Raw genomic sequence first — 19713 nt, forward strand, 5'->3', positions numbered from 1 at the left:
GGGTTGTTTGCCATTGCGCAAGCAACCCTTTTGCTTTTTATTCCCTAAATCCGTGCTGTTTGCCTGGATTCGAAGGGGAACACAGACGAGAGACATACATGCAACTGTTAAAAACCTTCAGCCAGCGACGCCTGTCCTGGCTCCTGTTACTGCTATTTGTCATCTTCTTTGAAGGGTGTGCACTGTTCTTTCAGCACGCCATGAACCTTGCGCCTTGTGTGATGTGTATTTATGAACGCATTGCGATGTTTGGCATCGGGATTGCTGCGCTAGTGGGTGTGATTGCACCAGACAAACCGGTGTTTCGCTGGGCGGGTCTGGCCATTTGGGGATACAGTGCCTGGCGTGGATTTTCGCTGGCTCAGGAGCATGTCGGTTATCAGTTTAATCCTTCTCCCTTTGCGACCTGCGATCTGTTTGTACAATTGCCTTCCTGGGCACCGCTGAATCAGTGGATACCATGGTTATTTGAAGCCTATGGGGATTGCAGCAAAGTGGTCTGGCAATTCTTGGGCCAGTCGATGCCGCAGTGGCTGGTGATTATTTTTGCCGCCAATCTGATTGCCTGGGCCGTGATTGTACTGTCTCAGTTTGTCAAAACCGGCGCTCAATTACACTCTCACAACTGATTCAGCATCCGCGATGAAACAACAGGAGGCTTGATGCCTCCTGCCTGATTACTGATGACTGCCGCAACACTGCTTAAACTTTTTGCCGCTACCGCACGGGCATGGATCATTCCGGCCGACTGATTTGTAAGGATTGACCGACTGCGCCGCACTGCCCCCCTGCTGAAGCTCATCGGCAGCCATGACTACTTCGGTGATCATCAGCGGCAGGCTGGCATACATGGCCTCGGGCTCAGGCATCCCTTCAATCCCCGCTTCCTGCATCTGCGCCAGCGTATCCGCCTCATCCATCATCAGCATGCACGTCGTCAGCAAAGCTGACAGCATCCGCGCCGTGCCATCAGACATGTTCCGTTCAGCCCAATTTGGCTCTACATATGGCCATACGGCCAGAAACCCTTCCGCAAAGTGTCCCATCGCTTCCGTGACGCCTTCAGCATCCTGCCACTGTAAGGTCTCAGGCAAGCTGTATTCGCCAGCTTTGATGTGCAGATACTGATTTTCAAAATGCGACAGTATCGCGGCTTTGTTTTCATGACTGACAGACGTCGGTTCATCTTCCGACACACCGCCATGCATCAGAACCGGTAACCATTGCTCCGGTTCCATAGCACTGGGGTTTGCATTGGCTGCCAGTAATGCACCTTCGATAAATTCAGGCGGCATTCCTTCCCAGTCCGGAGAAAGGGCGATCAGTGTGGTCATGGTCTTTTCCTGTCTTTTGGTATCGCGGCGAGTATAACGCATCCCAAAAATGTCGCCAACGTGACGATTTTATGTTGAATTTTCAGTCGAATCAGCGCAAAAATACACGGACACTTTTTTAAAATGAGTAACCGGGATGTCACACCCCATCAGCGCTATCATTGCCGGGGCCACCGGACTGGTCGGCAATGAACTCTTACACCTACTGCTGGGCAGTGAAACGATCGGCAACGTCTATGCCTTGTCACGTTCCGCCTTACCTTATCGCAGTAAACATCTGATTCAGCTGGTTCACCCGGAACTCAGAATTACAGAATGGGACGATCAGGATCCGGTCCCGCAGCTTGGGCTGATTTGCTTAGGGACAACCCTGAAAAGTGCCGGCAGTAAAGATGGGCTGCGGGCCGTTGATATTGACCTGGTCAAATCCGTCGCGCGCAGTATGCGCCAACTTGGTGTTGAGACTCTGGTGGTGATATCCAGCCTGGGTGCCAGCCGCTTTTCTCCCTCTTTCTATCTGCGCTGTAAAGCCGAAATGGAACAGGCCGTCGCTGCGTTAGGGTTCCCACACTGTATTATCGTGCGCCCCGGACCACTGACCGGTGAACGCACACCACCCCGGCCCGGTGAAGAAATGGTACTGAAAATTCTGGACACACTTTCTCCCCTCTTATTGGGTCCATTGTCCTCACTGACTCCGATTGCTGCTGAAGATGTCGCAGCAGCGATGCTCCGGCTGGGAATTGAGTCACTCAACACAGCCCCGGAGAAGGCCCGGATGATTCGCAGCAATGCACTCAGACGCCCGCCCTTTGGCGGCGCACAGCACGAATCCTGACCTCCGGCTTGAAGCCGGTTTCGCGCATCGGGTGACAATTGTCCCTTTCCACATTACAATCCACGCCTCTTTGAAATGACTGCTGTGCTCTGAGGCTATGAGACTGATACTTGGCCCGATGGAAGGTGTCCTTGACCACCTGATGCGGGAAATGCTGACCGATATCAACGACTATGATCTGTGCGTGACCGAATTTGTGCGCGTCATCGATCAACGTTTGCCCAAAAGTGTCTTCCATCGCCTTTGCCCGGAGTTATTACAGGGCGGGACAACCAAAGCAGGCACGCCTGTACGCGTTCAGTTACTGGGGCAGGAACCTGAATGGATGGCCGAAAATGCTGATCTGGCGGCATCTTTAGGATCGCCGGGCATTGATATCAACTTCGGCTGTCCGGCAAAATCGGTCAATAAAAGCCGCGGGGGCGCCGTGTTGCTGCAAGAGCCTGAGCTCATGTACCAGATCGTAAAAAGTGTGCGCGAAGCCGTCGATCCACGTCTGCCGGTGACCGCTAAAGTCCGGTTAGGCTGGGATGATCCGGCCCACTGTTTTGAAATTGTCGATGCCGTTACCAGCGCGAAAGCTGATGAAGTGACGATTCACGCCCGTACCAAAGCCGATGGCTACAAAGCAGAAGCCATCAAATGGGATTACATTCGACAGGTGAAAACCAAGGCCGCCATTTCAGTGGTTGCCAATGGCGAAGTCTGGAATCATCAGGATGGGCTGGCGTGCATGGCTGCCACACAAGCGGATGCGCTGATGGTCTGCCGGGGCGCACTGAATCTTCCAAATCTGGGTAATGTCGTCAAATATAATCACACCCATATGATCTGGGAAGATGTACTCACACTGCTGCTGAAATACTCGGAGTACGAAATCAAAGGCGACAAAGGCCTGTACTACCCGAACCGGGTGAAACAGTGGTTTGCCTACCTGCGCCATGAGTACCCGCAGGCAAAAGATCTGTTTGCCGACATCCGCCGCCATAACCGCGCAGCTCCCATTGTTGATGTCTTAAAATCCGCTCAGGATGCACTGATCCGTTAATTGCCGCTGTCACAAAAATTCACGGGCCTGATTTAGTCTATTTTTAACGAAAGGACGGCCCGCAGAGGATTTGTGAAGCCATGAAAGTACTGCTTATTTGTCGCCATAATGCGTGCAGAAGCATCCTGGCTGAAGCTGTGGCGAGGCGCTTTTTACCTGCCCGTTTTGAAGTCGCCAGCGCAGGCACCGATCCCACAGGTAACATTTCACCGGAAATCAGGACCTACCTAAAACAAATGAATTTGAATCCCGATGATTTCCGCAGTAAATCATGGGAAGAAATGACCCGCTTTCATCCGGATATCATCATTTCCGTTTGCGATACCCTACACCACGAACCCTGCCCGAACTGGCTGGGCGGCGGCGTCCGAATCAACTGGGATTTACCGAACCCTTTGGCAGTCAGCTGCAACCCTCAGGAACAGGAAAAAGCCTGTGAAGAAACAACCCAGCTCCTGAAACATCATATCGATACAATGATCCGGCTCCCCCTCGACACCATGACCCGAATGAGATCAAACAAAAACTCAGTCAGGAAACCTTGGGGGGCAGAGTTTAAGGGGCATTGCGCAGTTACCGATTGGGATGATTTAGAATGTGATCTTCCCAATCAATCACGTCGATTTCATACACCACTTTATCGCGGACTGACTGATTGGCGGCGTGCATGGCTGCTTTGGAGCCAGTGATTAACGGGTGCCATTCCGGTAACGGCTTGCCTTCAGCCAGCAGGCGGTAAGCGCAGGTATCCGGCAGCCAGCTGAATTCATCAATGCGCTCGCGGGTGAGTTTCAGGCATTCTTCGCCGGACTCGAAACGATTCGGGTAATCTTTGCAGGAGCAGGTTTGATCATCAAGCAGACTGCAGGCTACGTTGGTGTAATAGATTTCATCCGTGTCGTCATCAATCAGCTTGTGCAGGCAGCATTTACCGCAGCCATCACACAGGGACTCCCATTCCGAGTCTGTCATCGCTGTCAGGTCTTTCTCTTGCCAAAATGCCGTCATCACTCTGCCCTACTGCTGGAATTCATCACGCCTTCGGGGGCACACTCCCCGGAAGAAAAAAGAGGCGGTTTTATAACTGTCTGCCGACCAAAGTGCAACCTTTGACCGGAAATTGATTGGCGAATACGCTGAGAAAGACAGTTTGAGCATTGATCCCTGCCGCCCGGAATGATAGTTTGCACCGCCAATTGAGCAGGCTGTTCTCCGAACGCAGGCTCTCACATGCATACTGAAGTATAGAAGGTCGTGATGGATTGTCGTTTAGGGTGTGGCGCCTGTTGTATTGCCCCGAGTATTTCTTCGCCCATTCCGGGCATGCCGAATGGCAAACCCGCTGGTGTTCGATGCATTCAACTCAATGAAAACAACCTCTGCAAACTTTTCGGTAAAACCGAAAGACCCGCCGTTTGCCATCAGTTCAAACCCTGCCCGGACCTTTGCGGGAAAACGAACGCGCAAGCCCTGTCAAACCTGACAGAGCTTGAACAGATTTCAGACGTCCATTTTACCGGATAAAATCCGAATCGCAGATTTCGCATGTTCCAGTGCCTGATGCCCTGAATGCGTCAGATAGCCACCGTCTGGCTGAGTGACCAATCCCTTCTCATACAACCGCTGGGCGGCAGAGATCATGGCGGTGCCAGCATCCTGATGAACTTTAATGCCCTCCATGTCACTGTGCATGGGAAACTTAACCAACAGGTCAAGTTCTTGAATCAATTCAGGGGTGAATGCCATAGAAACCTCTCTTCTTCATTGATATTCTTCAATCATAGTGAGCGGCGGCGCAGAACACAGGGGGATCGATCAAAAAAATCAGCGATTCTTTTGTTTTTGCGATAAAAAACCGCTGAAACCAGATTCGGCATCAGCGGTTCTTTGTTCACCGTCTCGTGAGTGCGATTAAGCCTGAATGCCCACAATTAACCAAGGTGCATTCGGCGCGGTCAGGTCGCGCTCCAGGTGCCAGATATCAGTAATCTCTTCTTCAACACCTTCCTGACGATCCTGATAACGACCAGAGAACTTCACGCTCAGATGCGCTGTGTTTGCATCGTAGTCCGCACGAACCAAGTCAGCATCCACAAACATGACTTCAGTGTGCTGCTCACCGCTCAGTTTCGCACGCTCTGCTTTCAGGTCATCAAACAGCGCCGGACTCACATATTCACGAATCGTTTCCAGTTCATTGTGGTTCCATGCGCCTTGCAATGTACGGTAATGCTCTCGGGCACCGTTCAGGAATGCGCTCATCTCAAACCCTGGCGGCAGGTTAAACGGAACATCGCTGTCTGTTGACTGATATTGAGGTTGCGCTGTCGCGCCGCTCTGGAAACCCTCAGCCTGCTGACGGAACTGACCGTTCTGCTGCGGAGAATCCCCCGCATACGCCTGCTGATGCCCCATCGCTGTTGGCTTTGCCTTGCGCATTCCTTTCAGGAACTTGAAAATCAGGAACGCAATCAGACCAAAGATCAGGATATCCATAAACTGGATCCCTTCAAATGCGCCACCGAAGAATGCTGCCAGCAGGCCACCCGCCAGCAAACCACCCAATAAGCCGCCCATCAGTCCTTTTTTAGACGAGGAAGACGCTGGCGTTTGCTTGCCGATTGTATCTGTTTGCTGCGGCTGCTGTTTCTGAGCCGGCGCCGTTTTGTAACTTTTACCCAGCGACTTGCTGCCGCCAAATTTTTTCGCTTCTGCGTGAGGAGCAGTAAATGATACTGCAATCAACAGCGCAAACATGGTGATAAAGCGTTTCATGAATCCTTTACCTTTGCCTTTTTAATGCGTGATTTACCCGTTCTTATGCATCCTAGCCGGGGGGCTTGTAAAGTCAATCCACATCACTTGACCAAATTGTTACCAAATTTAGCAGGGCTGTTGATTTCAGCATCGCTCTCTGAGCCACTTTGTTCCCCGCAAGCTTGCCGTACCTATCAAACAATGCGATCTTCTACGGCTAAGTAAATGAAATGGCTTGTTCCTCTGGCTCATTCACACCTAGTATTAGCAGGGAACTTTCTCATCAATGGCATCAACGAGGCATCCGGCATGCAAGAGAGAATGCATCAGAACACCCATAGTAAACTGATTGGGTATTTACTTTGGATTTTTGGGTTTACCGGCGCACACCGCTTTTATTACGGCAAACCAGTCACAGGTACCCTCTGGTTTCTGACCCTTGGGTTACTGGGCATCGGCTGGCTGATTGACCTGTTCCTCATTCCGGGTATGGATAAAGAAGCCGATTTACGCTTTCAAAGCGGCACACTGGATTTCAACATTGCCTGGCTGCTGCTGACTTTTTTGGGTGTCTTCGGTGTCCACCGAATGTATATGGGGAAATGGCTGACCGGCATCCTCTATCTACTGACGTTTGGCTTTTTCCTCATCGGCGTCCTCATCGACTTTTGGACGCTCAATGAACAGGTCTCCGTCGAGAATTCGAAAAGAAACGGATAATCGCCTTGAACCCCGGCCTTGACGAAGAATATTTGTAACCCCTAGAATATTGAACACTGTTCTATATTCTATACTTACTTTGAACACATGAAGTCATTCAGCTGACGGTTGTCATCACAGACTGGCCTTTAATGAATACCAAACCAAGTACCATGTAGGGAAGATCATGGCAAGACGAAACGACCACACACGGGAAGAACTGATCAGCATGACGCTGGAGCAAGTCAAAAAATTCCTGAGTGAACATCCGCATCACGAGCTGAGTTTAAGAAAAATCGCAGCAATGATCGGCTACGTGCCCAGCACTTTAGTCAACGTATTCGGCAATTACAACCTGCTGCTTCTCCATTCGGTCGCTCAAACACTGGATGAGCTTTTTGCCGAAGCTGAAAAAGAAATGCAAAAAGCAAATTCAACCAAAGATGCCCTGCGCAAGCTGGCATATTGCTATCTGAATTTTGCCTCAGCCCATCCGTATCGCTGGCAACTCATTTTTCAGCACACCATGAATGGGGAAGAACTGCCCGACTGGCAAAGCGAACGTATCAATAGCATGACCAGCATGCTGGAAGGGCTGATTCGTCAATTGATTCCTGATCAGTCGGAAAAAGCCGTCACGGAAGCCAGCCGGGTCCTGTGGGCCGGAGTCCACGGTATCACACTGCTGACCGTTGACGATAAACTGTTCACGTCATCCCCTGTGGATGGCAAAGCACTGATTGATAACCTGCTCGACACCTATCTCAGTGTCTGGCAAGTCTAAAGAGGAATTTCAGGAACATGGTCAGTCAGTCTCAGGCTGCGCTGCTATCAAAGCGCCGTTTTTTCCCTTATTTTCTGACGCAAGCACTGGGGGCATTCAACGACAATATCTATAAAAATGTCTTGCTGATTCTCATTGCCTTTGCTGCACCGAACGCTTTACCGTTTGAATCAGATTTCGCGATTAATCTTGCTGCCGGTATATTCATTCTGCCCTTCTTTCTCTTCTCGGCCACCGCAGGGGTGCTGGCAGATACCTACGACAAAGCCTTCATCATGCGAAAAGTCAAACTGGCAGAAATCCTGATTATGTCGATGGCTGCCATCGCATTTTGGGCAGAAAATTATCTCGTTCTGCTCCTGCTGCTTTTTCTGATGGGTGCACAGTCTGCCTTCTTTGGTCCGGCCAAATATGCCCTGCTGCCTCAGCACCTGAAAAAAGAAGAATTGGTTTCCGGCAATGCACTGGTGGAAACCGGGACATTTCTGGCCATTCTGCTGGGGACACTGCTTGCCGGTATCATTGCCAATCAGGAACAAGCCAGAATCATTGCGGCGGTCGCCGTGGTTTCCTTTGCAGTACTCGGATACTTCAGTTCACGCTTTATCCCGGATGCGAAACCCAGCGGCACACCAGCACCATTTCGCTGGCAACCCATTCGCCAGACCAAAAAAACACTTTCAATTGCGGCGAAAGACAAACTGGTGCTGCAATGTGTACTTGGGATCAGTTGGTTCTGGTTCCTCGGCGCCAGCTATCTGACCCAGTTCCCCAACTTTGCCAAACTGCATCTGGGTGGTAATGCGGCGGCGGTTTCCGTACTGCTGACGCTATTTTCTATCGGAATTGCCATCGGCTCGCTCTTGTGTGATCGCTTGTCTGGCCACCGGATTGAGCCAGGCATTGTTCCGCTGGGCTGTCTGGGGATCACGATTTTCGGTGCCGATCTGGCCTTAGCCACACCGGATATTGCGCCGATGTCTGACTCATTGTGGGCCTTTCTGACCCAGCCGGATTTACTGCGTGTGTTCTTTTCGCTCACCATGCTGGGCGTATCCGGCGGGATTTACATTGTGCCTCTGTACGCCATGATGCAAAACCGTGCAGCGCCGGAAGAGCGGGCTCAGGTGATTGCTGCGAACAACATCTGGAATGCGATTTTCATGGTTTGCAGTGCGATCACAGCCATTGTTTTCCTGTCCGTGCTTTCACTGTCCATCCCATATTTCTTCCTGTTCCTGGCCGGTATGAATCTACTGGTGTTGGTTTATATCTACCTGCAGGCACCGGACTTTTTCTGGCGTTTTCTGGTGTGGATTGTCAGTCACACCATGTACCGCGTCAGCCATCGCCAACTGGAGCATATTCCCAAAGAAGGCGGGGCATTGATTGTCTGTAACCATGTCAGCTATATGGATGCCCTGTTACTGGCTGGTGCCTGTCCGCGCCCAATCCGCTTTATTATGGATGAAGCGATTTTTAAGATGCCGCTGATTAAGACCTTTTGCAGCGCCTGTAAAGTCATTCCGATTGCCGCAAAAGACCGACGCTCCATCCAGAAGGCCTTTGAAGAAGTCGAGTACTATCTTTCTCAGGGGGAGCTGGTGTGTATCTTCCCGGAAGGCAAACTGACCCACGACGGTGAGATTGGCCCCTTCATGCGCGGCATTGATCTGATCCTGCGGCGCTCCCCTGCGCCTGTCATTCCAATGGCACTTCAGGGCCTGTGGGGGAGTTATTTCAGTCGTGAAGGCGGGAAAGCGCTGGTCAAATGGCCGAAGCGATTCTGGTCACGTGTCACCATCGTTGCCGGCGAGCCTGTTAATGCGCAGGAAGCCACCAGCGGCAACCTCCGTGAAACCGTCATGGCATTGCGGGGAGAAGCGCGCTGATCGTCTGGAAAAACGGAAAGCGCAATCTATCGCGCTTTCCGTTCCCTCTCTTTTTACCCGCACTTTCATAGTCATTTATCCCGAAATACCTAATAATATCAAAGTTAATGCCTGGTCTATTCCCAATCTCAGCGTGATATTTCCTTGAATTCCCGGCATGTTCCAAGTTTCACACTTTCAGTTTTTTATCCTGCAAAAGACATCAATAAAGCCAATCGACATAATTTTTTCCTGTTTAGTCTTTATTTACAGCTCGGTTTTGGTGTAATTTGTCGGAATTGTTCACTTTTTGCAGGATGACCACATGCACAACATCGGGATGTCAACCAAGCTCAACAATGTTTGTTATGACATTAGGGGTCCCGTTCTGAAACATGCCAAGCGCATGGAAGAAGAAGGCCACAAAATTCTGAAACTCAATATCGGTAACCCTGCCCCGTTCGGTTTTGATGCACCGGATGAAATCCTGGTGGACGTGATTCGAAATCTGCCGACGTCACAAGGCTACTGTGACTCGAAGGGCATTTATTCAGCCCGGAAAGCAGTTGTGCAGTACTATCAAAAGCGCGGCCTGCTCGATATTGATGTTGAAGATGTCTATATCGGTAACGGCGTGTCAGAACTGATTGTCATGGCGATGCAGGCGCTGCTGGATAACTCGGATGAGATCCTGGTGCCCGCACCAGACTATCCGCTCTGGACGGCAGCGATTTCCCTTTCCGGTGGCAACCCCGTGCACTACATCTGTGATGAAGAATCAGACTGGTATCCGGATCTGGACGACATTCGCAGTAAAATTACGCCGAAAACCCGTGGGATCGTTCTGATTAATCCAAACAACCCGACCGGTGCTGTCTACAGCCGGGATTTTCTGCTGGAAGTGATTGAAATTGCCCGTCAGCACAAACTGATTATTTTTGCAGACGAGATTTACGACAAAATTCTGTATGACGGTGCTCAGCACACTTCCGTTGCTCCCCTGGCGGAAGATGTTTTTGTCGTGACGTTCAACGGCCTGTCCAAGTCTTATCGCGTGTGTGGTTTCCGTGCCGGCTGGATGCTGTTGTCCGGTCCGCGTCATCTGGCAAAACGCTATATCGAAGGTCTGGACATGCTGGCATCCATGCGCCTGTGTGCAAACGTCCCCATGCAGCATGCCGTGCAAACTGCACTGGGAGGCTATCAGAGCATCAATGAGCTGATTCTACCGGGTGGTCGCTTGCTGGAGCAACGGAACAAGGCTTACGACATGCTCACCCAGATTCCAGGCGTGTCGTGCGTGAAACCCAAAGGCGCACTGTACCTGTTCCCGAAACTGGATCAGAAGAAATTCAATATTGTCGACGACCAGAAAATGGTGCTGGATTTCCTGCAGCAGGAAAAAGTACTGCTGGTACATGGCACCGGGTTCAACTGGAAAAAGCCGGACCACTTCCGAATTGTGACCTTGCCCAGAGTCGATGATCTGGAAATGGCTATCAGCCGGCTGGAACGCTTCCTGCACAGCTATCGGCAGTAAACTCACAGACTTCTCCATCAAGCCCCGACATTCGGGGCTTTGTTGTTTTCTAGGCAGCTGAAAATCTGATAGCTTTAAAAAGATACCGATGAATTGGAAGCCTTATGAAAACCAGCCACTTTTTTGCACATCTGGCACGAATGAAGCTCATCCAGCGCTGGCCGCTGATGCGCTGCGTTGCCAGTGAAAATGTCTCGGAGCACAGCCTTCAGGTTGCTTTCGTCGCCCATGCGCTCTCTTTAATCAAAAACAGGCACTTCAACGGACAATTGAACCCGGAGCGGATTGCGCTGCTGGCGATGTTTCATGATGCCAGCGAAGTCCTGACCGGCGATATGCCGACCCCCGTCAAATATTTCAACCCGGCCATTGCCGAAGAATACAAGAAGATCGAACGTGCCGCCGAACACCGGTTGATTGCCATGCTGCCGGAAGAATTTCAGGAAGACTATGCCCCTTTACTGGTGAGTGAGCAGATTAACCAGTCGGACTATCAGATCGTCAAACAAGCCGATACCCTATGCGCTTATCTGAAATGTCTAGAGGAGCTCAGTGCTGGCAATCATGAATTTACACAGGCAAAGAAGCGCTTAGAAGAAACACTCGAAGCACGAAAAACGCCGGAAATGGATTATTTCCTGACCACTTTTGCCACCAGCTTTAACCTGACTTTGGATGAAATCAGCTGATGCCCGACAAGTTTGAACCCATCGCCAAAATCTGGCAAACCCGAAAGAGCCAGGAACAGAAAGAGCGGCGACAGGATCACCGCACCCCTTATCAGCGGGACCGGGCAAGAATCCTGCATTCCGCTGCATTTCGGCGCCTGCAGGCAAAAACGCAGGTCCATGGTGCTGGCCACCACGATTTTTATCGCACCCGTCTGACCCATTCGCTTGAAGCGTCGCAGATTGGCACCGGCATTGTGGCGCAACTGAAGATCAAACAACCTGAGTTTCGCCCTTTACTGCCTTCCAACAGCCTGATGGAAAGCCTGTGTCTGGCACACGATATCGGCCATCCGCCCTTTGGTCACGGCGGCGAAGTCGCGCTGAACTACATGATGCGTGATCACGGGGGCTTTGAAGGCAATGCCCAGACGTTCCGAATCGTGACCCTCCTTGAACCGTATACCGAAAACTTCGGCATGAACCTGTCGCGTCGCACACTGCTTGGCTTGCTGAAATATCCGGCTTTTCTCAGCGATACCCGGGCCACAGAACTGCCACCGGAGATCAGTCAGTTCAGGCATTTAAGGGCCAAAGACTGGCATCCAGCCAAAGGGCTGTACCGGGATGATCTGGAAACCTTTGACTGGGTGCTTGCTGTGCTTTCTGACACCGACAGTCAGCAGCTGCGCACAACCATGCGCGAGACACGTCAAACAGCGTCTCAGCACCTGAAAACGCGGTTTAAGTCGCTGGATTGCTCCATCATGGAACTGGCAGATGACATTGCCTATGGGGTCCACGATCTCGAAGATGCCATCGTGATGGGGATCGTGACCCAAAAGCAATGGGAAGACGCTGCTGCAAGTCACCTTGCCGACTGCGGTGAGCCGTGGCTCAGCGAACGCATTGACTGGCTCAGTGCCCAACTGTTTGCCGATCATCACCAGCGGAAAGATGCGATCGGCGCTCTGGTCAATGCGCTGATCACAGCCATTGAGATTGCCCCGACAACGGCGGAAGGAGAACCCAGCTTTCAGGAGCCCTTGCTGAAGTGGAACGCCTACCTTTCAGAGCCGATGGAAAAAGTGCTGACGGTGCTGAAACAATTTGTCAGTGAGTATGTGGTTCACAAACCGGACATTCAGCTTCTGGAATACAAAGGGCAGCAAATTATCATGGAAATGTTCGATGCCCTCGCCTCTGATCCGGAGCGATTACTCCCGGCCGGCACCCAAGACCGGTGGCGGGCAGCGATCCATCAGGGTGAAAATGAGCAGCGGGTGATTGCCGACTACATTGCCGGGATGACCGATGGCTTTGCACAGCGCTTCTACGGCAACTTGTTCCATCCGGCCCATGAGTGGCACCTCGGGCCAAACGTCTGAGCCTGTGTTCAGGATTCAGGCGTTGATTTCCGGCCATAATGCCGTTCATAAACACCGGGCGGCATCTGGCTGATCTGAAAATCGATCATTCGGTTGAAAGGCACAAGCAATGGCTGAAAATCAGTCTGGTCACCTTCCAGCTGAGTCAGTGCATGATAAGCAGCCTCGACGGTAGACAAGCCCGTAGCTTTGGGGGATTTTCGGATTCTGTAGTTCCCCGGGTCTGTATCTTCCAGCCGAACACAAGGCAAAGCATGCAAGTTTTCAGACAACTGCCACATTTTATAGGCTTTTTTCCAGGTGCCATCGAGCAGGATCAGAGTCGTGATTGGATGGTGGCTCTGCTCTGAAGCGGACTGACTGAGTGGCGATGCCTGCTCACCCGGGTAGAGCACCGCCACCCGACGGTTCGGATCTGACAGCAAAGCATTCAGCGTTTCATCATGGCTGAAGTTCTCCCCCACCCACAACCGGGCATTGGGTAAAGCAAGGGTCAGGATCCGGGCAGTGCCCAAGGGTTGCTTCACCTCCGTCGGATGTTGCAATATCCAGAGTTCAGTTTTAGCATCAACCTGCTCAACCCATTGGCAGATACAGGCTTTCACGGCTTTGCCGCAACGCTCACAATAGCGGCTCATTGAGGTGCCCTTGTTTTCACGATCATTGTTTCTATCTTTGCTGGTTGTCTGCCTGCTTAGCATTGTCGCACAATTTGCCCCAATTCATGACCTGATGATTTGGGATCGGCAAGCGATGCTTACCGGACAATGGTGGCGGATCCTAACAGGAAATCTGACGCACACCAATTGGCCGCATCTCGCGATGAATCTGTCCGGGCTCATCATTCTCTGTTACTTATTCCGGTTTGATCTCAACGCCTTCCGATTGAGTCTTCTGCTCTTCTTGCTGAGCCTCATGGTCGGACTGGCTTTATTTCTCACGGAGATGGATATTTACGCAGGCTTGTCCGGTGTGTTGCATGGACTCTTTATCTGGGGGACCTGTCAGGATATCCGGCTGCACCGCAAAGGCGGGAAACTCCTGCTGGCCGCCGGTGTGCTCAAAGTGACCTGGGATGTGTCTGTTGGGGGATCTGCAGAGACAGCCGCGCTGATTGAAGCTCACGTTGCGGTAGAAGCCCACCTGGCTGGTGCGCTGGGCGGTGCGCTGCTGGCCGTTACCAAAGTAACCACGGCGCTGGGAGTCTCGAATCGCCGGGCATGAATTTGAAAGGGGCACTCATGCGCCCCTGACAAGATAGTGGGTTGGCTTTCGCCTTTAGAGCTGGATTCTGGCTCTGTTTTTTTCGACCGTGGAAGCGCCAATGCCCTTCACTTTACTCAAATCTTCAATGGTCGAAAAATTCCCGTGTGCCTCACGAAAAGCCACAATGCTCTGAGCCTTATCTGGCCCGACACCCAGTAACAATTTATCCAGCTCTTCAACATTGGCTGTATTGATATTGACAACGATTTCAATGCCTTCATGCTCCGTGGTCGCATCGGCGATGCCCGGCACGACCATACTCGCTGCCAGCATCAGTAAAGCAATCGAACTTTTCATTTTTTCTCCTTCCTTGTTAACAGTTGCAAGAAGAATAATGAAATTGAAAAGCATTAAAATGCCGTCAGAATTCCTTCCGCAGAAAAAACGACGGGCCGCACAAGGCGGCCCGTTAACTGATTTATTAATTACATTTACTGTGCAGTTTCGCCCGAAACCGAATAAGTCACTTTCGCATCTGCACGCAGCACATCCAGCAATGCCATGACATCCTGTTGTGCATTCATTTGCGCCAGTTGGTCAGCCAGCGGATCATTTGCCTTCACCGCATCCAGCTCAGGCTCTGTTACTTTATCAAGCGCAATAATCACAACATTGCCTTGCTGATCATGCGTCATATCAAACACGGTTTGACCGGCGTCTGGTTTCGGCATTGAAAATGCTTTCTCGACCAGTACGGGATCATTCCCGCGGCGGCTCAGTTTTTCCGGCTCAGAGAAGCTCAGATCATTGTTTTCCAGCAGCGTATGGTCGCCTTTACGTAGTGCAACCAGCATGTCATCAGCCAGCTTTTCTGCAGCGGCTTCGCCACGCTCTGCAGCCAGAATCTCATGCACCTGATCCGACACATCTTCAAATGCCAATAATTCTTCCGGACGGTAATCGTCCACACGCACCACAATCACATGCTCAGCACCTAAATCAATGAGCTCGGAGTTATGCGAGTCATCACGGACTTCCGGCGAGTTCAACGCCTGAAGAACCGCTGGGGTTGCCAGCACACCGTCAGCCTCTTCCAGTGAGAAGAAATCTGTGGTTTGTACCTTGCCATTGATGGCCTTGGCTGCAGGTTCCAGCGATTTAGACTCATCAAAAGCAATTTTATCCAGCTTTGCTTTCAAATTGTAGAATGCTTCAGCTGTATTCTGATCACGCAAATCGGCCAAAAGCTCATCTCGAACGTCTGCCAGCGGTTTCGCATGAGGGGCTTTGACATCTTCCAGTTGAATAATGTGATATCCCAATTCAGACTTTACTACATCTGAGATATCCCCCTTATTCTTCAGTGCAAAAAGGGCTTCATCCAATGGTGCGTCCATCACACCACGATCGTACCAACCCAGATCCCCGCCTTGCTTGGCACTGAATGTATCTTCCGACTTGGTTTGCGCCAGCGTCGCAAAATCGGCACCGTCTTTCAGCTCAGCCAGAATTGCATCAGCCTTTTCCTTCGCCTGCGCATCATCGCCCTGAATCAGAATGAGACGCACACGACGCTGTTCTGGAGTGGTATACTTCGCCAGACTCTCCTGATAAAAAGTCTCCAGCGCTTCCTCATTCACTTCAATTGTCTGCTTCAAGGTGTCAGCCGACAACTCGATATAAGAGACTTTGACCTGCTCCGGGCGCATAAACTGCTCAGCATGCTCCTCGTAATAGGCCAGGCTGTCTTCTTCAGAGATCTCAGCACCTTTTTTAAACGTCTCAAGATCCAGAGTCAGGCTGCGGACTTCACGCTGCTGTTGTTCCAGTTGCTGAAGTTGTGCAACTTCATGACTCAACGCAAAATCACTGCTCTGAATCGCCGTCAGCAATTGCTGACGCAGCAGATCGGTGCGCATATACTCAGCGAACTGATCAGGGGTAAAGCGAGAACGACGCAGAATTGCATTATAAGCATCATTGTCAAACTGACCGTCGCGCTGGAATTCAGGCATTGCACGAATCGCCTGCTTCACTTGGTCATCACTGATACGCAAGCCCAGCGCATTCGCACGTTGCTCAATCAGGGCATCATTGACCAGCCGATCCAGGACACTGCGACGGAACTGCTGCACATAGCCCGGATCCCCCATCAGCGTCGTAAAGTAGTCCCCCAGCTGAGACTGCATTCGGTTACGTTCGTTCTGATAAGCCTGCTCGAACTGAGCCTGGCTGATTTCTTCGCCATCAATCTTTGCCGCAGCTGGCTGGTCAGAACTTGCCAGATAACCGCCGACACCGGTTAAGACAAAAGATAATATGATTAAGGCGAGAATAATCTTCACCCAAATGCTGCTCACGCCTTCGCGCATCCGCTCCATCATAACGTGCCGTATCTCCTAGTTGTTCGAGCTGGCAATAACTGCTGAATCCGGCCCTTCAGAACCGACATTCATTACCTGATACAAAGTAAAAAAAGCGCATCATGAAGATGCGCTCTCATATTACGCAAAAATGCCATGGTATGACACTCAGCGTAAGGTTTTGTTCCTTACAACTGCTGGCAAAGCCAGACTTAGTTGACAGAATCTTTCAGCGCTTTACCTGGTTTGAAACCTGGTACTCGAGCCGCTGCGATTTGGATTTCTTCACCCGTTTGTGGGTTACGGCCAGTACGGGCAGCACGCTCACGAACAGAGAAAGTACCAAAACCAACCAGTGCAACCTGGTCACCTTCTTTCAGAGACTCAGATACAGCCTCAATGAAAGCGTCCAGCGCACGGCCAGCAGATGCTTTAGAAATATCAGCACCTTCGGCGATTTTATCAACCAACTGAGTTTTGTTCACGATTTCTTCCCCTCTATGAACATTGTCTTCCTGACAACAGCATAATCTAACTTTACGCTGTGACGGCAAAGGACAATCAAAAAGTTGTATCAGGTCTAATTTATCAGGCCTTTTCGACACTGAACAAGTCTGCAAGCCTTATTATTATTGAGCTTGCGGAAAATTAGACCTCACTTATAGCCAGACAGAAATTGGCTGACAAGCGATTTCGGTCACTGTCAGCCTCTTTCATGTGCTAATTTTGCTGCATATCACTGTTTTGCGCGTTGACCAGCTCAATCCCGGTCGGATTATTTTCCAGCGCAATACGCAGCACATCGTCTATCCAGCGAACCGGACGCACTTCCAGATCGGCAATCACGTTGTCTGGAATCTCTTCCAGATCGCGTTCGTTCTCTTTCGGGATCAGCACCGTTTTAATGCCCCCCCGATGCGCTGCCAGCAATTTCTCTTTCAGGCCACCAATCGGCAGAACCTCACCACGCAGGGTAATTTCCCCCGTCATGGCCACATCACTGCGAACCGGATTCCCTGTCAGACTGGACACCAGCGCGGTGCACATCGCGATACCCGCACTTGGGCCATCTTTCGGTGTTGCACCTTCAGGGACGTGAACATGAATGTCACGCTTTTCATAGAAATCGTTGTTAATCCCCAGCTTCTCGGCACGGGTACGGACAACCGTCATCGCCGCCTGGATGGATTCCTGCATCACATCGCCCAGAGAGCCGGTGAAAGACAGTTTACCTTTACCTGGCATTGACTCGGTTTCAATGGTTAACAAATCGCCACCCACTTCCGTCCAGGCCAATCCGGTTACCTGACCAATCCGGTTGCTCTCTTCAGCTTTACCGTAGTCGAAACGCTGTACGCCCAGATACTGTTTCAGGTTTGCCTGATTGATGGTCACTTTCTTCACATCCGGGTTAAGCAGAATTTCTTTTACTGCTTTGCGGCATAGCTTGGAAATTTCACGCTCCAGACTCCGGACGCCAGCTTCACGGGTGTAGTAACGGATAATGCCAATAATGGCTGAATCATCAATGTCAACTTCACCTGTTTTCAGGCCATTGCGCTTCACTTGTTTTTCAAGCAAATGACGCTTAGCGATATTCAGTTTCTCGTCTTCGGTGTAGCCCGATAAACGAATCACTTCCATCCGGTCCAGCAACGGACCTGGAATGTTCATAGAGTTCGACGTTGCCACAAACATCACATCCGACAGATCGTAATCGACTTCCAGATAATGATCGTTGAATGCATTGTTCTGTTCCGGGTCCAGCACTTCCAGCAGTGCTGACGCCGGGTCGCCCCGCATGTCGGACGACATCTTGTCGATCTCATCCAGCAGGAACAATGGGTTTTTCACGCCCACTTTTGACATTTTCTGGATCAATTTGCCCGGCATGGAACCGATATAGGTCCGGCGATGACCACGGATTTCCGCTTCATCACGCACGCCACCCAGCGCCATCCGCACATACTTACGGCCCGTAGCTGCTGCAATCGACTGACCGAGCGAGGTTTTACCGACACCCGGAGGTCCCACCAGACACAGGATCGGACCTTTCAGTTTGTTGATTCGGCTTTGTACCGCTAAATATTCCAGAATGCGGTCTTTGACCCGCTCCAGACCATAGTGGTCAGCGTTCAGGATCTCTTCGGCTTTGGACAGATCTTTTTTGACCTTGGTCCGCTTGTGCCATGGCACACTCAGCATCCAGTCAATATAACCACGAACCACAGTTGCTTCGGCTGACATCGGCGACATCATCTTCAGCTTTTGCAGTTCCTGCTCTGTTTTCTCACGGGCTTCCGCAGGCATTTTCGATTCGTCGATTTTCTTCTTCAACGATTCGAATTCATCCGGCGCATCGTCCAGCTCACCCAGTTCTTTCTGGATGGCTTTCATCTGCTCGTTGAGGTAATACTCGCGCTGGCTTTTCTCCATCTGTTTCTTCACACGGCCGCGGATGCGTTTTTCCACCTGCAGCAGGTCAATCTCAGATTCCATCATGGCCATCAGGAACTCAAGACGCTCCGTGATATCCACAATTTCCAGCACTTTTTGTTTGTCACCCAACTTCAGCGGCATATGCGCTGCAATGGTGTCTGCCAAACGCGCAGCTTCATCAATTCCGTTTAAGGAGGTCAGCACCTCTGGCGGAATCTTTTTGTTCAGCTTGATAAAGCCTTCGAACTGGCTGATTGCGGTACGAACGAGTACTTCCTGCTCACGCTCATCCATTTCTGGCGTGACCAGAAACTCGGCTTCAGCACTGAAGAAATCATCATCCGCCAACTTGTGAATGCTGGCACGCTGCTGCCCCTCAACCAGAACTTTGACTGTACCGTCCGGTAGTTTCAGCAATTGCAGAATCGTGGCAACGGTGCCGACATCATAGAGATCGTCAACAGTGGGTTCGTCAGTCGCCGCTTCTTTTTGGGCCACTAACAAAATTTGTTTATCGTTATCCATTGCGGTTTCAAGGCAACGAATCGATTTATCCCGGCCTACAAACAATGGAATAACCATATGAGGGTAGACCACCACGTCACGCAGTGGCAGAACGGGAATGGCAAGGCGTTCCGAACGCTCCAGGTTCATATTGTTCTCTCTTCCGTTCAGTCTCTTTTCATGAGTATATGGGGGCAGAATACAAAGATTCAACGGCCGATTTGCCAGAAAATCAAAAAGGAGGCCAAAGCCTCCTTTATTTATTCAAACTGTA

21 protein-coding genes are annotated in these 19713 nt (G+C 51.0%); 12 read left to right on the top strand and 9 right to left on the bottom strand.

The window, feature by feature from the left end:
* Positions 1 to 98 precede the first annotated feature (98 nt).
* Entirely contained in the window at positions 99 to 629 is a 531-nt protein-coding gene (gene dsbB / locus Q4579_RS12860) for a disulfide bond formation protein DsbB (protein WP_303564770.1), read from the top strand.
* Between the two features lie 48 nt (positions 630 to 677).
* Here the strand turns inward: dsbB and Q4579_RS12865 are convergent, their stop codons facing one another.
* A complete protein-coding gene (locus Q4579_RS12865) occupies positions 678 to 1334 on the bottom strand; it encodes a UPF0149 family protein (RefSeq protein WP_303564772.1) in 657 nt (218 codons plus the stop codon).
* Between the two features lie 136 nt (positions 1335 to 1470).
* Between Q4579_RS12865 and Q4579_RS12870 the strand changes: the two genes are divergently transcribed.
* From Q4579_RS12870 to Q4579_RS23070, 3 genes are all read left to right on the top strand, one after another.
* Entirely contained in the window at positions 1471 to 2172 is a 702-nt protein-coding gene (locus Q4579_RS12870) for an NAD(P)H-binding protein (RefSeq protein ID WP_303564774.1), read from the top strand.
* Between the two features lie 97 nt (positions 2173 to 2269).
* On the top strand, positions 2270 to 3220 hold the full coding sequence (dusC, locus tag Q4579_RS12875; RefSeq protein WP_303564776.1) for a tRNA dihydrouridine(16) synthase DusC: 951 nt from the start codon (positions 2270 to 2272) through the stop codon (positions 3218 to 3220).
* Positions 3221 to 3300: 80 nt separating this feature from the next.
* Positions 3301 to 3909, top strand: coding sequence for an arsenate reductase ArsC (locus Q4579_RS23070; RefSeq protein WP_368501988.1), 609 nt, complete (start codon positions 3301 to 3303; stop codon positions 3907 to 3909).
* On the opposite strand, the gene Q4579_RS12880 is transcribed toward Q4579_RS23070, so the two are convergent.
* Complete coding sequence (locus tag Q4579_RS12880; RefSeq protein ID WP_303564778.1) at positions 3794 to 4231, bottom strand: YcgN family cysteine cluster protein; 438 nt, start codon at positions 4229 to 4231, stop codon at positions 3794 to 3796. The genes Q4579_RS23070 and Q4579_RS12880 overlap by 116 nt on opposite strands.
* 246 nt (positions 4232 to 4477) lie before the next feature.
* Between Q4579_RS12880 and Q4579_RS12885 the strand changes: the two genes are divergently transcribed.
* The gene (locus Q4579_RS12885) at positions 4478 to 4744 is read left to right on the top strand and encodes a YkgJ family cysteine cluster protein (RefSeq protein ID WP_303564780.1); all 267 of its coding nucleotides are present in this window, start codon (positions 4478 to 4480) and stop codon (positions 4742 to 4744) included.
* Here Q4579_RS12885 and Q4579_RS12890 read toward each other — a convergent pair.
* Both Q4579_RS12890 and Q4579_RS12895 read right to left on the bottom strand, forming a co-directional pair.
* Complete coding sequence (locus tag Q4579_RS12890; protein ID WP_303564781.1) at positions 4721 to 4966, bottom strand: TIGR02647 family protein; 246 nt, start codon at positions 4964 to 4966, stop codon at positions 4721 to 4723. The two genes, Q4579_RS12885 and Q4579_RS12890, sit on opposite strands and share 24 nt — an antisense overlap.
* 165 nt (positions 4967 to 5131) lie before the next feature.
* Positions 5132 to 5995, bottom strand: a complete 864-nt coding sequence (locus tag Q4579_RS12895; RefSeq protein ID WP_303564783.1) for a Tim44 domain-containing protein — start codon at positions 5993 to 5995, stop codon at positions 5132 to 5134.
* A gap of 291 nt (positions 5996 to 6286) precedes the next feature.
* Between Q4579_RS12895 and Q4579_RS12900 the strand changes: the two genes are divergently transcribed.
* The 6 genes from Q4579_RS12900 (at position 6287) to Q4579_RS12925 (ending at position 12927) form a co-directional block, all read left to right on the top strand.
* Positions 6287 to 6697, top strand: coding sequence for a TM2 domain-containing protein (locus tag Q4579_RS12900; RefSeq protein WP_303564785.1), 411 nt, complete (start codon positions 6287 to 6289; stop codon positions 6695 to 6697).
* Between the two features lie 166 nt (positions 6698 to 6863).
* A complete protein-coding gene (locus tag Q4579_RS12905) occupies positions 6864 to 7460 on the top strand; it encodes a TetR/AcrR family transcriptional regulator (protein WP_303564787.1) in 597 nt (198 codons plus the stop codon).
* Between the two features lie 17 nt (positions 7461 to 7477).
* Positions 7478 to 9352 carry an MFS transporter gene (locus tag Q4579_RS12910; RefSeq protein WP_303564789.1) on the top strand — a complete coding sequence of 625 codons (1875 nt, stop codon included), beginning with the start codon at positions 7478 to 7480 and terminating at the stop codon, positions 9350 to 9352.
* Positions 9353 to 9656: 304 nt separating this feature from the next.
* A complete protein-coding gene (locus tag Q4579_RS12915) occupies positions 9657 to 10871 on the top strand; it encodes a pyridoxal phosphate-dependent aminotransferase (RefSeq protein WP_211647445.1) in 1215 nt (404 codons plus the stop codon).
* A gap of 104 nt (positions 10872 to 10975) precedes the next feature.
* Entirely contained in the window at positions 10976 to 11560 is a 585-nt protein-coding gene (yfbR, locus tag Q4579_RS12920) for a 5'-deoxynucleotidase (RefSeq protein ID WP_211647444.1), read from the top strand.
* Positions 11560 to 12927, top strand: coding sequence for an anti-phage deoxyguanosine triphosphatase (locus tag Q4579_RS12925; RefSeq protein ID WP_303564791.1), 1368 nt, complete (start codon positions 11560 to 11562; stop codon positions 12925 to 12927). The genes yfbR and Q4579_RS12925 overlap by 1 nt, the downstream gene beginning before the upstream one ends.
* A gap of 8 nt (positions 12928 to 12935) precedes the next feature.
* Here Q4579_RS12925 and Q4579_RS12930 read toward each other — a convergent pair whose 3' ends face one another.
* Positions 12936 to 13565 carry a tRNA-uridine aminocarboxypropyltransferase gene (locus Q4579_RS12930; protein WP_303564792.1) on the bottom strand — a complete coding sequence of 210 codons (630 nt, stop codon included), beginning with the start codon at positions 13563 to 13565 and terminating at the stop codon, positions 12936 to 12938.
* A gap of 10 nt (positions 13566 to 13575) precedes the next feature.
* Between Q4579_RS12930 and rrtA the strand changes: the two genes are divergently transcribed.
* A complete protein-coding gene (gene rrtA, locus Q4579_RS12935) occupies positions 13576 to 14151 on the top strand; it encodes a rhombosortase (protein WP_303564793.1) in 576 nt (191 codons plus the stop codon).
* Between the two features lie 54 nt (positions 14152 to 14205).
* Here the strand turns inward: rrtA and Q4579_RS12940 are convergent, their stop codons facing one another.
* The 4 genes from Q4579_RS12940 to lon form a co-directional block, all read right to left on the bottom strand.
* Positions 14206 to 14466, bottom strand: a complete 261-nt coding sequence (locus tag Q4579_RS12940) for a helix-hairpin-helix domain-containing protein (RefSeq protein WP_303564876.1) — start codon at positions 14464 to 14466, stop codon at positions 14206 to 14208.
* A 158-nt stretch (positions 14467 to 14624) separates the two neighbouring features.
* Complete coding sequence (gene ppiD / locus Q4579_RS12945; protein ID WP_303564794.1) at positions 14625 to 16517, bottom strand: peptidylprolyl isomerase; 1893 nt, start codon at positions 16515 to 16517, stop codon at positions 14625 to 14627.
* A gap of 191 nt (positions 16518 to 16708) precedes the next feature.
* On the bottom strand, positions 16709 to 16981 hold the full coding sequence (gene hupB, locus Q4579_RS12950; RefSeq protein ID WP_027252850.1) for a nucleoid-associated protein HU-beta: 273 nt from the start codon (positions 16979 to 16981) through the stop codon (positions 16709 to 16711).
* 235 nt (positions 16982 to 17216) lie between these two features.
* Positions 17217 to 19589: an endopeptidase La gene (lon, locus tag Q4579_RS12955; protein WP_303564796.1), complete on the bottom strand. Its 2373-nt coding sequence runs from the start codon at positions 19587 to 19589 to the stop codon at positions 17217 to 17219.
* Between the last annotated feature and the right edge of the window lie 124 nt (positions 19590 to 19713).

The sequence above is a fragment of the Photobacterium sp. 1_MG-2023 genome, assembly GCF_030547945.1.
Lineage (GTDB): Bacteria > Pseudomonadota > Gammaproteobacteria > Enterobacterales > Vibrionaceae > Photobacterium.

Bases quoted from the DNA above. Each gene is read 5' to 3' on its own strand.
- dsbB (WP_303564770.1), top strand. From the start codon at position 99: ATGCAACTGTTAAAAACCTTCAGCCAGCGACGCCTGTCCTGGCTCCTG.
- Q4579_RS12865 (WP_303564772.1), bottom strand. From the start codon at position 1,334: ATGACCACACTGATCGCCCTTTCTCCGGACTGGGAAGGAATGCCGCCT.
- Q4579_RS12870 (WP_303564774.1), top strand. From the start codon at position 1,471: ATGTCACACCCCATCAGCGCTATCATTGCCGGGGCCACCGGACTGGTC.
- dusC (WP_303564776.1), top strand. From the start codon at position 2,270: ATGAGACTGATACTTGGCCCGATGGAAGGTGTCCTTGACCACCTGATG.
- Q4579_RS23070 (WP_368501988.1), top strand. From the start codon at position 3,301: ATGAAAGTACTGCTTATTTGTCGCCATAATGCGTGCAGAAGCATCCTG.
- Q4579_RS12885 (WP_303564780.1), top strand. From the start codon at position 4,478: ATGGATTGTCGTTTAGGGTGTGGCGCCTGTTGTATTGCCCCGAGTATT.
- Q4579_RS12890 (WP_303564781.1), bottom strand. From the start codon at position 4,966: ATGGCATTCACCCCTGAATTGATTCAAGAACTTGACCTGTTGGTTAAG.
- Q4579_RS12895 (WP_303564783.1), bottom strand. From the start codon at position 5,995: ATGAAACGCTTTATCACCATGTTTGCGCTGTTGATTGCAGTATCATTT.
- Q4579_RS12900 (WP_303564785.1), top strand. From the start codon at position 6,287: ATGCAAGAGAGAATGCATCAGAACACCCATAGTAAACTGATTGGGTAT.
- Q4579_RS12905 (WP_303564787.1), top strand. From the start codon at position 6,864: ATGGCAAGACGAAACGACCACACACGGGAAGAACTGATCAGCATGACG.
- Q4579_RS12910 (WP_303564789.1), top strand. From the start codon at position 7,478: ATGGTCAGTCAGTCTCAGGCTGCGCTGCTATCAAAGCGCCGTTTTTTC.
- Q4579_RS12915 (WP_211647445.1), top strand. From the start codon at position 9,657: ATGCACAACATCGGGATGTCAACCAAGCTCAACAATGTTTGTTATGAC.
- yfbR (WP_211647444.1), top strand. From the start codon at position 10,976: ATGAAAACCAGCCACTTTTTTGCACATCTGGCACGAATGAAGCTCATC.
- Q4579_RS12925 (WP_303564791.1), top strand. From the start codon at position 11,560: ATGCCCGACAAGTTTGAACCCATCGCCAAAATCTGGCAAACCCGAAAG.
- Q4579_RS12930 (WP_303564792.1), bottom strand. From the start codon at position 13,565: ATGAGCCGCTATTGTGAGCGTTGCGGCAAAGCCGTGAAAGCCTGTATC.
- Q4579_RS12940 (WP_303564876.1), bottom strand. From the start codon at position 14,466: ATGCTGGCAGCGAGTATGGTCGTGCCGGGCATCGCCGATGCGACCACG.
- ppiD (WP_303564794.1), bottom strand. From the start codon at position 16,517: ATGATGGAGCGGATGCGCGAAGGCGTGAGCAGCATTTGGGTGAAGATT.
- lon (WP_303564796.1), bottom strand. From the start codon at position 19,589: ATGAACCTGGAGCGTTCGGAACGCCTTGCCATTCCCGTTCTGCCACTG.